A 13,471-nucleotide genomic window follows, 5' to 3' on the forward strand; every position below is an offset into this window, starting at 1 on the left:
TCCTTGCAGCCTTTGTTCCAGTAATTGGATACGGGTTTCCTTCAATAAATGAGGCATCAGAGACATCAGGATACTGGTATTTTCGTAACTGCTCAGGACCCAGCTTCCCAAGCAATGGGAAGCGGGGAACCTTGAAAGACAGCAGCAAGGGCGTCGAGCATGGAATGCCCTTGCTTACGCATGGTGCTCAAATAACTGCGAATGGTACAGAAGGCAGTGGCACCCGCATCGCTGCGAAAGGTCCCGGAAATCTTTTGCTGCACCTTGATCATGCGTAAGTCGCGCTCCGCTAGATTGTTGGTAAAGGGCACGGTCAAGTCATCCACAAAAGCGAGCACTTGATCGGCGCGGTGGAGGAAGGCATCAAGGAGATTTTTGCCAGGATCTTGTTTGGGACGACCCCGTTTGCGGGCGGCGGTGGGCTCCGGTGGCGGGTGCGCCTCATCCCAGGCACGATAGCCACGCCCAATCACCTCAAAATACGCAGCCAACCAGCGTGTGCGGATCGCTGGATCAAGGGTCTTTTGACCACAGGCGCGCGCCTGCTTGGTCGCCTCACTTAGTTCAAGCAAGACAATGTACATCTCTTGCGCCCATGGTTGTTTTTCTTCTTCTGCAACAAACAAGCAATCACGCAACAGATGGGCTCCACACAGGCTATGCTCACAGCGATACTGATCATAGCTTTTCCAGCGATCGTGCACGAGCCGACCCGTGTAAAGAGGCAGCAGTCCCATCTCATTCATGGCCTCATGCCCTCGCTTGCGATGCCAGTGGTAGATCGTAAGAGCACGTGTGCTCACAACGTGAAACCAATGCAAGATCCCCTCAATACGACCACCCGTCTCGTCCACATGGGCCAGTCGGCTCTGCAGCACGAGTCGTTCAAGGGCTTGCTGCGTCAAGGACAAGTTCTTGGCTGCCTCACGCACCCAATTGACGATGCTCCCTTCACTCACGGTGCCTAAATGCAGATCAGCAAAGAGTTCGGTGATCCTTTCGAGAGGCAAGAGCTGGAATTGGGAAAGATAGACGGCCAACCCTCGCACATTGGGACCATACTGGGCTGCTGCATCCACTCCTGGGGAAAGTTCCCGCAGGATCGCCCACCACATCTGGGACAGATCTGCTCGATCTGCTGATGTTCCCTCACCTGCAAACGCAGGGGTGGCAACTCATGCACTTGACGACGTTCCTTCAGCACCCCTACTGTCTGCGATAAGGGGTGCTGACAGTGCTGGCAGTCTCTGGCGCGGTGCTCAATCACCTCATCTGGCGTTTCCACCTGAGCCAATTGATGACCGCTGTGACCCTTTTGCCCTCCACTCTTTTTCTGGCTTTTCTCTCGCCGTTTTTGCTGGCGCTTGTACCCATCGCTGGAAGGAGGTTTACTACTATTGCGGCTGTCTTTGGCCAACCGTTTTTCCAGTTCCAGATTGCGCAGACGCTCTTTGAGCAACTGCCCTCGCAGTTCCTCGATGTGCTGATCTTGCTGTTTCACCTTCTCTTGCAGTTCGCTGTATGCGATTTTCAACTCGCGAAATGCGCTTTGTAGCTCCCTAACGTCTTCTTCTCTCATGTTCACATTTTATCAGCTTTTCCCTTTGTGGAAAAGGGGTTCTGAGTAGTTACGTATTTTCCTCATCAGAAAATGTCTGTAATACCTTCATGTGTTGTTCCAACACACCCTCAGGTAGCTGTGCAGCAAGAGCGATGAACACCTCAGCCTGTCTTTTCTCATCTGGTAGGGCCTGTGCTACCTGTATTCCCCAGGTCAGCAGGTTTCCTACGAACTTTGGAGCAAGGGCTGCTAAAACTCTCTCACGTTCGTGCCTGTCTGGTAGTTCTAGCGCTGTTTGCAGTGCCAGTTTCACAAGATTTTCTGTTAATAAAGGAGCTAATGTGATGAGTGATGCAGATTGTTTCTTTCGATCAAGTAGTTCCAATGTGGCATGTAACACTCGTTCGGTCATGATTGCTCGCTGCTCTAAAGACAGGTGTGTGGCTAATTTTGTCATGACCTCTACTGCATCTTTTGGCTGCCATAGGAACATGGCTACTTGCAAGGCTTTTTCCAGTACATCATACTCATGTTCCTGCGTGAGTTTGTAGTATAATAGAGTAAGCAGTTTCATTTTTGTCCATTCATGAGTGATCGATAGTGCTATCCACAATCCGAATTCTAATTCATCTCCCGTGAGTTGTAGGGCAAAGGCACTTAATACCCTCCCACGTTCTTTCTCGTCTGCTACCATGGCGATTGTCTCCAGACAGCGTCTCTGAAGTGCTCGTTCTCCCATCAACTGGGGGCAATAGCTATCAGCATAGTGGCAAGGTTTTGTTCTTCGGTTTGTTCTTGTGCTATCTGCACATATTGCTCTAGTAGCTTTTCCGTCAGATGCGCTGCCAGGGCAATGAATGCCTCCATGCGTTTTTGTTCATCGTGCAAGGATTGAGCCTGTTTGAATAGGTGTGTTTGCATTTCTATTCGTTGTGCATCAGGATATTGTTTTGCAAGCGCTCCAAGTGTGGTGATATATTCAACCTCATCAAAGATTTGCTCAGCAATCTGCTTTCCGCGTTCCAGTAATACATCTGTTAATCGTGGAGCCAGAGCAGTCAGCACTTTTGCCTGATTGGCCTCACTGTATAAATAATCTTCTATCGCTCGTAATGTGTCTTCTAGCAAGGCTTTTTTTGTCAGGTAAGGAGCTAGGAGTGCTAGCGTATTGGATAGTTTTTTCTCATTGGAGATTTTCAAGGTTGCATGTAAGAGCGGCGTTAATCTCCTGTTACGTTTTTCTAGAGACATGCGTGAAGCTAAATGAGCCAGCACTTCAGCTTGTTCTCTCTCGTCAGTTGGGAGCAGGTCTGCCTGTAACGCGCGATCCAGCAGTTTTCCCGTCAACGAGGGTGCGAGTTCCGCAAGTGCGTGGGCTCGTTTGCCTGTTCCTGGGATCATCTGTATTACCTGCAAGCTTTGTGTCAGTAATTCTCTACGCTCTTCCTCTGGCAGATAAGCAGCCAGTTTTGCTATTATACTCATTTGCTCTTGCTCATCTATTAGCGTTTGAGCCACTTGTAGGCATTCTCGTATAGCCTTATTCTGAAGCTCTCCAATGAGATATGGAATGAGATCCATAAGCGCTTCTGCTCTATCAAATCCTTCAGCGAAGGATAGAGCCATTTGCAAACTTCTTTCCCCTATAGCATTTACTAATTGAGAAGTTATTAATGGCATGATCTCGGTACGTTCAGGAAGCGGTGTTGTTAATTGTATCGCCTGCTTCAGTTTCGTTCCATCGATTGGAGCTAATGCTAACTGTATTGCTTTCATAGAGATGCGCTGACGTTGTTCCGGTGTCAAGTGGGGTGTGAGAGCAGGTAAAAGATCTCTTTGCCATTCTTTATCCTCCTCCACAAGAGTTGTGAAACACTTTTCTAACACTGTAGTTTGTCTTTCTCCTGTTAAGAAAGGCAGAAGTTTGATAAGCGTGCTGGTTTTGTCCTGCTCATTTTGTAGGATCAGTGCTGTTTCGACACCGAATCGTTGCACTTCTTCATGTTCTGTCTCATCCAACTGAACGATATTTAGGATGGTGACACAGACTTGTGCTCGTTTTAGCGGGTTAGGAATCTTTCTTAAGAGACTAAGGGCACGGTGGAGCGGCCACAAACCATCTTTGACAGCCCATGCGATTAATTCGGGTTCATGATTTTCTGCAAGACTATTAATAGTGGTATAGATAAGAAGGAAACGTAAACACTGTGCAAATGTATACATATCTTCTTGCTCAGTGTTATGTTGGCGCTTTTTCTCGTCAGTGACATATTTCCAAGCTAAGACAAGATCGTCAAGGTAGGCATCATAAACAGCATTTCGTTGATGAACACGGACGCGAAGCCATTCCTGATTAGCAAATAAGGCAACGAGTTCATTACCAGCTTTGCCTGCCAGCAGGTGATAGGCGAGATGGTCGTAGAGATAGCCATCATCATTGGCTGTATGCCAGCCTATATCTTGACAGAGAGTGCGGTATGTATCGATAAGCAGTCGATGATAAGAAAAACGTTTCTCTCCCAGGTGCATACTCATGAGATCGAATAGCAGGCTATGGATGGTGATTGTTCGTGTCTGTGAGGTAGGCGAAGGATTAATTTCCAGTAGCGCTCTTGCTGCGAAGTCATCAAGCAGGTCTATTGCTTCCTCGATAGTGTAATTGGCAAGCGCCTGCCACAGTTTCTCTATACCAGCCTGTGGCGTTGCCTCATCCTCTCTAAAAATAGTAAGGGCAACATAAAGGTTATACTTCTGTTCCTCAAGCTCCTCCAGACTTAGTTCGAGGGTACGCTTGAGATTATCGTGGATATCTTCGGGACGGGATGTTTCTAGTTTCCTGATATCAAATGATTCTAACCATTCCTTTGGTGGTTTGCGTTGTAACTGCGCGCCGGCCAGCCGTACTGCTAACGGCAAATAGCCTAATCGTTCAACTATTCGTAGTTTTAAATCTATCGAGACATCAGCAAGAGGCTTTCCAGCCCATTCTTCTAATAACGATATGGCTTCAGATTTTGTCATAACGGGGATAGATTGGATTGTGGCGTCCAGTTCTTTCGCGATTTCAGCGTCGCGTGTCGTCATCAGAAGACGGCAGCGGGGGCCGCCAACCAGGAAAGCCTCTGCATGACTACGCCGCCATACATCGTCAAGAATCAATAAGCAAGCACGTTCAGTCAGTAGTTTTATCAATGTATTTTTCAGCATATTAACGGTTGGGGCACTCTCGCGAATGGTTCCACCAAGCACGTCGACGAGTTCGCGCATACGAGGAATAATTTCTGGTTCGTGTCCTAATTGTATCCAGATGATGCCGTCTGGGAATGTTGCCTGGATCAGCGGATCATCACAGAGTGCACGTGCAATGATGGTTTTGCCGATACCTCCCATGCCGTGAAGAGCGTTGGTTCTAGTTTGTTGTACTGCTGATGTGAGTGCAATGATTGGTATGTCGGCGAGTAGATCGTTACGGATACGGGCTAGCGTTTCTGGACGCTCGATATATTTGGACAGGTGCACATATTGATAAAAATCAGATCGCTTCAGTGTATCAGGTGTGGGGATGGCCGTTGTTTCCTGTCCAGGTTGCGCGATTGCGTTGTCCATATATAGGTCTGTGATAATCTGGCGGACACCTGCGGTTACGTCATTCCATGCCAGATCGTGATTTTCCCATAGTGTAATAGGTTTACCATTGCGAGGGAAACATTGAAGCTCGGCGAATGGTGCGGGACTCCAATCACAGGGACGAACGAGAATAGGAACAATTTGTGCCTCACGATTTGCACCTCGTTGCAATGCTCGTCGCATTACGAAATTATAGCAATAGTCGGACGCCAGAAAATCGGGGCTGATCAGTAGGAGAATGACAGCGGCATTTTCCAGGTGGTCATCAATTGTCTGCCTTCGATGCATACCGGCCTTTATCTGGTTATCATTCCAGGTAGAGATGAAGTGTTGACGCTGGAGCATACTGAGGTGGGTTTGCAATGTTTGAAAGTATTTTTCATCCTCGGAGGCGTACGAATAAAAAACCTCTATGGGCGCTTGGGTGCCAGACATCATGTCTTCTCCTAATAGCACTGTTTACGTATGAATCCTTCTCATTCCAGCGATAAATTAGCAGAGCTAGTATAGCGAAGATTAAAAAAAAACGCAAGTTACTAGAGGGAAAAGTGAAATATATGAAATAAAGTTATTATTATAAAATATTGTTTTTTTATTGTTTAATGAAATAAATGATCTGTTTTATGCTCTGCTTTATCTGTGATGTCTGAAATGAACTTGCTGTATAGTGTCAGATTTATCTTAATCTAGATAAGGAAGACCAATAATGTTTTCTAGTTGTTGCCACTGATCCGTATCTACGCAGTTTTTTGTCAGATATAAAAGTATTTTGTCCTGTTGTTGTATGTCAACTATAGCATTAATAATGTGTTTTAATTGTTTCCATTGCCGGTCATTGACTAGTTCAGTTGCTACCCTTTGTGTAAAAGATAGTTGAATATCCGGGTCATTCATATAGCTGATTGCTCTTTCTACGTTTGACCATTGTTTTGTTTGTATGTATATCTCTCCTAGTTGGGAGAGGAGCTGTGATTGCTGATAATGGTCTGGAATAGCCTCAGCTTTGAGCTGAGCCTGTTCGAATTTGTTTTGCATTATCAAGGTCTGTATCCATGTAAGTGATAACTCTGTATGTTGTTTTTTATTCGTAATGGCATTGATAACTTGTTCCATCAACTCGTTCATACCCAAGTTGGCACAGTGTTCTCCTAAATAACACAGAGTTTCCTCTTGCATATGTATATCTGTAATAGCTTTTGCTGTCTGTAGCGCAATCTGCCATTCGTGAGCTTCTGCCAGCACCATTGCCGTGTCACGCAATTGCACATTGTGGAGCGTTTCGTCTGTAATGGCCTTGATGACCAGAATGGCCCGGTGCCACTGCTGCTTTTGTAAGAGTACTTTAGAAAGTTGAATGAAGTTTTCTGTCTGTAGAGATTCCTTTAATACGGTTTTGAGGATTGGATCGATCTGTTGATCGTGATCAGTTTTCACAAGCGCTAGTGCTAATCGATAAAATGGTTCACTGCGTAGTGCTTTATCAGAAATACTCTTGAGGATACGTTCAGACGCTTGGTATTCGTTATGCTCTGTTAACGCATCAGCGAGCATGCAAAGTAACTTATCTTTATATTCCCTAGAGATATTGATTGTTCTTTCTGCAACTTGCCAATTTTGAGCCTGTATCAGACGCTCAGACAATTCCTTAATGCACTCTTCCTGTGTTTTATTGATGCGGTCACAAATAATCTGTGCGGCATTTGCCCATTTGTGTTGTGTTACTAAATGGCCTAATTCCATAAGGAATTTCTCAGGTTGTGGAATACTGTCAGTAGGGAAGATCTCTGGATGATCCCTCAGCAATAGTATTACCTCACTAACAAAGGTTTTATGTTTTTGCCTCATTAAGGTATAGGCAGCATTTTTCTTGGGAAACTGTATATGTGGGTGTTGTTGTTTACCCGTTATTGCTGTGGTGATGGGGTCGATTGCATCTGTGGCGCTTTCCTCACCATTGTTCGATGTGACATATGTGCGTAACCTGTTGAGTTGTTGCTCGAATGTTTCTGAAGATGAAATCGCCGGAATTTTTTGGGCAAGTAAGGCAATAGCCTGATCCCAATCTCTGGTGGCCACTATGGAGTATAAGTGGGCTAAGGCGGCCTGACGCTCTTCTATATCTAGAATATAATACTCTTTGACTTCATCTGGGACTTGTTCCTGTGGTAAATGTAATAGCGCTATCACTTTGTCTATGAGGCGTTTCTTTGTTCCCCTTCCACGTCTGCGACGGGTTCTTTTTTTTGTAGGTGCCTGGTTCTCTTGTGGTTGATCATTTTTATTAGAAGAAGGATGGTCATAGATTGGCTCATCAATCGCCTCTATACTATGCTCTTCATCCTCAAGAGGAGTATGTATTTCTGGTGAGGAGGGTTTTGTTTCAAGTAGAGAAGAGGTGCGCACCAGTGGTGAGAGAAGTGAATTTACTATTGCTGACGTTCTTGTTTTTAATGCATTGATTCTGGATATCGTACGGAATCCTGGTGGAATTTTTTCCGGTTTAGACATATTATCAGAAGCTGTCATAAGTATTTCTCCGTCATTGCATGATAATACCCGTAACTGCATCTTTTTGAGACTATTTTATATTGAACAAGAAAGTCAATAAAGGTAAGTTCTCATTGCAGGGCCTTTTCAAAAAAGGTTCTTTCAGAGTTGATTTTGATATTGGTGATAAAAACCAATCTACAGTCTCAGGCGATTCTATCACAAGAAATTGCAGATTGGTTTATTTCTTACAATACTGTCTGGACTATGGCATGCGCATTTCTCACGCCATTTAATATATTTAAAGTATACGAATATATGTATAGAAAATCAAAGGTACTGTACAATTTTGGCTAATGACGTATTGATTTTAAACGGCTTTTCTTCAGGCAACAGGTTTTTAGAGGGCAAATTATGAGTCATCCCGAATTTTCGGGATGCTTTTCTAACACCTTTTATCTGACAAAGACTGTAATGTCTGGATATTGGGAGCCAAAAGGTAGCCAAGGCTTGGACGATAGTCGTCCCACAGACGGCTGATCGCCCAACGTAAGCGGTAAAGCGGTGCAATAGCTTTTTTGCATCGCTTTCCGGTTCTTTTGCACTTCAAATGCAAGATCATTTCAACAAGATCCCCGTGGATAGGAGTGAGTAAATGGAGGAGAAAAGCATAAACAAGTGTCACGATACCTAACAGCTTGAGTCGGTTTTCCATCGCGTACAAACGCGGACTCTCCATCGCCAGCTCACTCTTTCCATAGCGGAATACGAGTTCTATTTGCCAACGTCTCCGATAAGCAAAAACAATCTCCCAAGCCTGCTCTGCAGTTCGAATACGCTCATTAGTTACCAGATACCAGACTTTCTTATTCACGCGAACTTTTACGAGATAAAGTTGATACTCGTATTGCTCATGCCATATCGGCGCCCACCAAACATCACAAGGCATCTTTTCACCAGTATGGCTATCACGTATTTCTTTATGAGATAAATACTTTTTATGTAATCCAATCTGCCATAATTTCTTCTTTTCCCCTTTCTCATTGAAAAAGAAATGCCCTTTTTTCCAGCGAATCACAAAACGCACACGTAATTTCTGTAACACTTGTATCCAAGGGCCTGATGCTGCTCCACGATCAAATATGTGAAGGAGCTGATCCCCCATTTCCGAACAACTTTTCTCAATAACTTTTCTTGTTGTTCTCTTAACTTTGTCGCATCATCACCTCTGGTAGTCCACCAGCTCATCACTGCTACTTTTACCCTTCCTTCCATTCCTATGATCAATGCTGCTGTCCACTGCATTCCTGCCACTGTAATCGCTTTCTTTGGTGGAAAATTAAAGACCAGGCCTTTTTTTGAGCGCTGCAATCTTTTCGCTTTACTAGAAGTTACTGGACAGATTCCTTCTAATTTCTCGCTTTCTGCTTTTTCTATGACACTCTCATCCCAAGGGCAAATAATCCTTTTCCCTTGTTCTCTCATACGTGTCACCTCTTTATCAGCTTCTTCTAGTAAATAGTGATCTATCTGCAAAAAATTCCATTTTATGGAGCGAAGCAGGTTTCCCACTCTCTTCGTTCCAGCAGTCGCTGTTTTTGATTGCTGCGCATATCCATCGAGGTAGGAACCTAATTCACTCAAAAGTAGTCCCTGCTTGTTATTTCTGAAACGAATAATTGCAACGCATACCTGTACTAACGTTCGCACTAACCTCTTATCTATCAGCCTATCAAGCACAATCAAAAGTGGCATAAGAAATTCTTCAAGCAATTGAGCTAATTCCTGTGATGCTCTCTGCGCATCTTGTTCCTCGGGTTGAAGTATGTCATACTGAAATGGCATGAGTTGGGGGCCTCCTGGTTTTTTGCTGTCAGTTGAATTTTTAACAGTTTAACTCAGGAGACCCCTCTTTGCCTAGTTCTTACTTTTCCGGTTTTCTCTCTTTCTTTCCGGCTAGAAATGTTCCTCAAAAATTCGGGATGACTCATAATGCACTAGACCAAAAATGGTTCACCAGGGAGGCACCCACTTTATCACACGAGATGACGTTGTGTTAACGTAACATCCACGAAGAATAGTACTGACATTAAGAGGCGGATGCTTACAGGCTGGCTATTTGCTGACATGTTTATCGTTATTTCTATTATCTTTATTGCTTCAACTACCCTTGCGGCGACGCCGCCTAAAAGTAAAGCTGTGCCGCGTACCCCGACTCCTGTTGTATATGAGCTGGCTTTGAAACCTAACCCGATAGAGTTTACAGTCTTTGTAAATGCTGATTTGTTGATTGCTCATGATCTAGATGAAATGAAATGGGCCCAGTTGTAAATCCTTAATCAGCTGAAGCAACAACATATCACAGGCAATATTGCTGGAATCGTCCTGATCTTTGGGGGAGGTTCAATTTCGAACCAGCAGGCCGTAGCTATAGAAGCGGTTTTAAGGTCAATTAGAGATGAGCCATATGTGATATTTAAAAGTAAAACGGTCCACAAAGATTTTATTGATCTACAGCACCCTCTAGGCGAGATTGGCATCAGTATATACACTTTTGTGTAGGATGTTTTCTTACTATCGCGTACTCCGAAAGGCGTTTTGTTGTCGAGGTAATGATGGAAAAGATGTCTACCAGTCTTTTCCGTCATTGTTGTTCTGTGCAACACATCTTTTGATGTTCCTGTTATTTGTGTAGCGAAAAAGGCACAAAGTTTCTATATTGATTTCTAAGGGTAATGGTGTTACATTTGCGTATATATTAGCGAGTGCATATTTTGTGATCATGTATATAGAGAGGACATTCGTTATGTCTACCGACGCTTCCCACGCGGTTGAGGTCTTTATTTCATATGCTCATGAGGATGAGGATTTTGTAAAGGCTCTGGATAAACATATGAGCAATCTAAGGCGTCAGAAACTTATTTCGAGCTGGTATGATCGCGACATTACCGCTGGCGATGTGTGGGCAGAAGAAATTGAGGCCCGACTGAATCGTGCGGCCCTTATTTTGCTTTTAATTAGCTCTGATTTTATCTATTCGGATTATTGCTACGATATTGAGATGGCACGGGCGATGGAGCGTGCGAAGCGCAAGGAGGCGCATGTGATTCCGGTGGTCGTGCGGCCTTGTGATTGGAAGGGAACACCGTTTGCGGGGCTGCAGGCGTTGCCGACGAGGGGCAAGGCGGTAAGCACATGGTCCAATCGCGATGAAGCTTTTCTGGACATTGTCCAGGGCATTCGTGCGGTTCTCAATCAATTGTAAGCGATGTGTTGAGAACTGCTGTGGCATAGGTGTAGGGCATAGGAAAGAAGACCTGATATAGAGTGTGTTGTTATTGCTTGAGGAGTGGTTATGATCGAGATAACGGCAGAGGTATTGGATTCTCTCCATTATGAGCCATATCGCAAAGTGGGACTGGTACGTGTTCGGCAACTAATGGAAGAGGATTATCGTCAGCGGCAAGGGATTATCCAGACGTTAGAAGGGCCATCAACGTTTCATCCAGGTGATTATCTGGCTCGCGGCGTGCTTGATGAGGAATGGGTGATGGGTTCGGGAAGCCAAATGGAGGGATATGTGCTACTGGATGGGAAGGATGACGAAGGCTTTGTGACGTATCGCCCGGTATCGATTTTGTGCTATGCATGTCGGATCCAGGAGCCGTTTCTGGTGAAGAGGGCGAATGGGCTCGTCCTTTCCGGAAAGGCTGGCGATTATTTGTTGCATTTAGGTGATAAGGGAAGGATTGTTGATCGGGTGGTTTTTGAGCAGAGCTATCAGCGTATCAACGGCTAAGATGGGTAATTAAGAGAGGAGCATGGTGGTGCAACACAAGCAGGAATACCAGGAAGAGCAATATATGCGTGAGCGCTGGCAGCCCCAGCGAGACTACTACTCGAGAAAAGCCCAGCTCTATAAACAGAGACATCTGGGTCTGCTCTTTGTGAGCTCGGTTGGCGCTGCATTTGTTCCTGTCCTCCTGATTTTTCCCGGCATGCCTGTGATTATTCCAGCCATTATTAGCTTTGTGGTGTCGCTGGCTCTGATCCTTGATAATACCTTTCACTTTGGTGATGATTGGCGCTTGTTCCGACAGACGCTAGAAGCATTGAAGTTAGAGAAGATCCTGTATGAGCATAAAGTCGAGCCATATACCAATGCCCCCAAATCTTTTCCTTTATTTGTGAGAAGCTGCGAGGAGATCATCTGCTTTTGCAGATGCGCCACTTGCTGTTCCCAGGCTCGCCAGGGTAAGCGAGCCTGGGATCGGTTGACGGAAGAGAGTACTGGCGGCTGGCGCGGATGAGTAGGCATCTTCCTCTCCTTCATGGGGGCGTTGTAATTTATGTGTCCTGCTGAGCAGCGATTGTATCGTAATGAATCATCAAATGTGACAGAGGAAACAGTGCTTGTTTCTGTGCCGCACACTCTCGTCATCCTCGTAGATCTGCATTGATCCATTGTTTTCATAGACCAGGATCGGTGCATGCCTGCGCGCCTCGGTATACTGATTGAGCAAAACCTCCACCGCCATGGTTGCGACGGCAGCGTTCAATGTCTTGACCGCAGGCTCTTTAATCTCCTTCCCGATCACATAGCCCCGCTTCACCAGCGCGTCTCGAATCGCCTGCTCTGGGTGTCGCTCGCTTGCAATCTGGATGGGATGAATACGCTTGAGGCAGTGCAAGCACAGGTAGTCCCCTACCCTGGCCGTAATTACCTCCCCGCTCATATCTTCCAGATGGCCATTCTTTACCGTGATATTGACCCCAACCGAGATCAAGGGGACGCAATAGAGGATGGAAAGTTCCTGTGCTTTGAGCCGACTGGCATGATTATCGGTGGCGACGATAATCCAGTCAGAGAGCGCCAGCACACTCTCGATCTCCTTGTCATGGACATCCTTTTGCCACGCCAGGACAGTGGCATAGGGATTGATATGGGTCATATGTCTCTTGACCACCTCAACTTTCGAGCGCTGCTGCTGCGCATCCTCGTAATAGGCACCCACAACACGGTTCAGGTTCGACATTTCCAGCACATCAGGATCAATCAGATGTAGCTCATGAAATCCCATATGGATGAGGTGCTCTGCAATGATCGATCCTAACCCTCCAACCCCAACAATGGAGATGACCTGATCTTCCATCATGCTCCGCATCACATCCAATCCGAGCGCCAGCGTACTCCGCTGGAAAACCCCTTCACGTACTCCCTGCGCTGCTTTCTTGCTCCTCTGCTCTTCCAACCTGGGAAAATCTGCGCTGGCAATCTGCTCTGGACTCGTCTGGGTTTTGAGCAGGGCCTTTCTTGCGATGAACGTACCGTTGCTCACCATCCAGATACGCGCGGAATACCTGTGCTGAGAAAAGACAATACTTGCGTAGTGCAGTCCTGCAAATGTCTCGTTGAGGAAGCGAAAAAACGTGCGCTCGTCCCCGTCGTCGGTGCTGGAGAACGAGACACTGGCCTGGCTAAATGGATGCGTATGGACATCAATGATGGTATCGACATCATACCGGTTGGTCAGTTCAACCAATGCCTTATGGATGAAATCCTTTCTGATCCGTAAGAAGGCACCGCTCTGTTGCGCGTAGTCTGATTGAGCCAGAAAAAGCAGATCAATGACGGTGATAATTGTATAGCCGTTGATTTTGCGCGCCTTGCCAAGCAGAAGCGCAAAGTATTCTCGTGAGAGGTCGGCAAGAAGCCTTTCTCGCAAGCGGGCAAGGTCGCCCTGTTGAAATTTGATCAGATAGCGGGAAGTTGTACTCACCAAATTTTCCTTTCGC

Annotated in this window: 12 protein-coding genes; 4 read left to right on the forward strand and 8 right to left on the reverse strand. The window is 45.7% G+C overall.

The window, feature by feature from the left end:
• Positions 1-92 precede the first annotated feature (92 nt).
• The 7 genes from tnpC to KDW_RS19360 all read right to left on the reverse strand — a co-directional run bounded on the left by tnpC (position 93) and on the right by KDW_RS19360 (position 9,520).
• A complete protein-coding gene (gene tnpC / locus KDW_RS19335; RefSeq protein ID WP_233097814.1) occupies positions 93-1,079 on the reverse strand; it encodes an IS66 family transposase in 987 nt (328 codons plus the stop codon).
• Positions 965-1,579: a DUF6444 domain-containing protein gene (locus tag KDW_RS34020; RefSeq protein WP_233097815.1), complete on the reverse strand. Its 615-nt coding sequence runs from the start codon at positions 1,577-1,579 to the stop codon at positions 965-967. The genes tnpC and KDW_RS34020 overlap by 115 nt, the downstream gene beginning before the upstream one ends.
• Before the next feature lie 49 nt (positions 1,580-1,628).
• Positions 1,629-2,255 carry a hypothetical protein gene (locus KDW_RS19340; RefSeq protein WP_162005401.1) on the reverse strand — a complete coding sequence of 209 codons (627 nt, stop codon included), beginning with the start codon at positions 2,253-2,255 and terminating at the stop codon, positions 1,629-1,631.
• Between the two features lie 44 nt (positions 2,256-2,299).
• On the reverse strand, positions 2,300-5,644 hold the full coding sequence (locus KDW_RS19345; protein WP_151757617.1) for an NB-ARC domain-containing protein: 3,345 nt from the start codon (positions 5,642-5,644) through the stop codon (positions 2,300-2,302).
• 225 nt (positions 5,645-5,869) lie between these two features.
• A complete protein-coding gene (locus tag KDW_RS19350; RefSeq protein WP_151757618.1) occupies positions 5,870-7,714 on the reverse strand; it encodes a hypothetical protein in 1,845 nt (614 codons plus the stop codon).
• Between the two features lie 406 nt (positions 7,715-8,120).
• Positions 8,121-8,762, reverse strand: coding sequence for a hypothetical protein (locus KDW_RS19355; RefSeq protein ID WP_233097816.1), 642 nt, complete (start codon positions 8,760-8,762; stop codon positions 8,121-8,123).
• The gene (locus KDW_RS19360; RefSeq protein WP_151757620.1) at positions 8,750-9,520 is read right to left on the reverse strand and encodes a hypothetical protein; all 771 of its coding nucleotides are present in this window, start codon (positions 9,518-9,520) and stop codon (positions 8,750-8,752) included. Before KDW_RS19360 ends, KDW_RS19355 begins: the two co-directional genes overlap by 13 nt.
• A 255-nt stretch (positions 9,521-9,775) precedes the next feature.
• Between KDW_RS19360 and KDW_RS19365 the strand changes: the two genes are divergently transcribed.
• From KDW_RS19365 to KDW_RS19380, 4 genes are all read left to right on the forward strand, one after another.
• On the forward strand, positions 9,776-10,006 hold the full coding sequence (locus KDW_RS19365; RefSeq protein ID WP_162005403.1) for a hypothetical protein: 231 nt from the start codon (positions 9,776-9,778) through the stop codon (positions 10,004-10,006).
• 475 nt (positions 10,007-10,481) lie between these two features.
• Positions 10,482-10,940: a toll/interleukin-1 receptor domain-containing protein gene (locus tag KDW_RS19370; RefSeq protein WP_162005404.1), complete on the forward strand. Its 459-nt coding sequence runs from the start codon at positions 10,482-10,484 to the stop codon at positions 10,938-10,940.
• Between the two features lie 90 nt (positions 10,941-11,030).
• A complete protein-coding gene (locus tag KDW_RS19375; RefSeq protein ID WP_151757623.1) occupies positions 11,031-11,474 on the forward strand; it encodes a PGDYG domain-containing protein in 444 nt (147 codons plus the stop codon).
• A gap of 28 nt (positions 11,475-11,502) precedes the next feature.
• Positions 11,503-11,985, forward strand: a complete 483-nt coding sequence (locus tag KDW_RS19380) for a DUF4231 domain-containing protein (protein ID WP_162005405.1) — start codon at positions 11,503-11,505, stop codon at positions 11,983-11,985.
• Positions 11,986-12,063: 78 nt separating this feature from the next.
• On the opposite strand, the gene KDW_RS19385 is transcribed toward KDW_RS19380, so the two are convergent.
• A complete protein-coding gene (locus tag KDW_RS19385) occupies positions 12,064-13,455 on the reverse strand; it encodes a ThiF family adenylyltransferase (protein WP_162005406.1) in 1,392 nt (463 codons plus the stop codon).
• Positions 13,456-13,471 lie beyond the last annotated feature (16 nt).

Source organism: Dictyobacter vulcani, assembly GCF_008974265.1.
Classification (GTDB): Bacteria; Chloroflexota; Ktedonobacteria; order Ktedonobacterales; family Ktedonobacteraceae; genus Dictyobacter; species Dictyobacter vulcani.

Excerpts from the sequence above, each read along its gene's own strand:
- KDW_RS34020 (WP_233097815.1), bottom strand. The coding sequence starts at position 1,579 with ATGAGAGAAGAAGACGTTAGGGAGCTACAAAGCGCATTTCGCGAGTTG.
- KDW_RS19375 (WP_151757623.1), top strand. The coding sequence starts at position 11,031 with ATGATCGAGATAACGGCAGAGGTATTGGATTCTCTCCATTATGAGCCA.
- KDW_RS19370 (WP_162005404.1), top strand. The coding sequence starts at position 10,482 with ATGTCTACCGACGCTTCCCACGCGGTTGAGGTCTTTATTTCATATGCT.
- KDW_RS19340 (WP_162005401.1), bottom strand. The coding sequence starts at position 2,255 with ATGGTAGCAGACGAGAAAGAACGTGGGAGGGTATTAAGTGCCTTTGCC.
- KDW_RS19365 (WP_162005403.1), top strand. The coding sequence starts at position 9,776 with ATGCTTACAGGCTGGCTATTTGCTGACATGTTTATCGTTATTTCTATT.
- KDW_RS19350 (WP_151757618.1), bottom strand. The coding sequence starts at position 7,714 with ATGACAGCTTCTGATAATATGTCTAAACCGGAAAAAATTCCACCAGGA.
- KDW_RS19360 (WP_151757620.1), bottom strand. The coding sequence starts at position 9,520 with ATGCCATTTCAGTATGACATACTTCAACCCGAGGAACAAGATGCGCAG.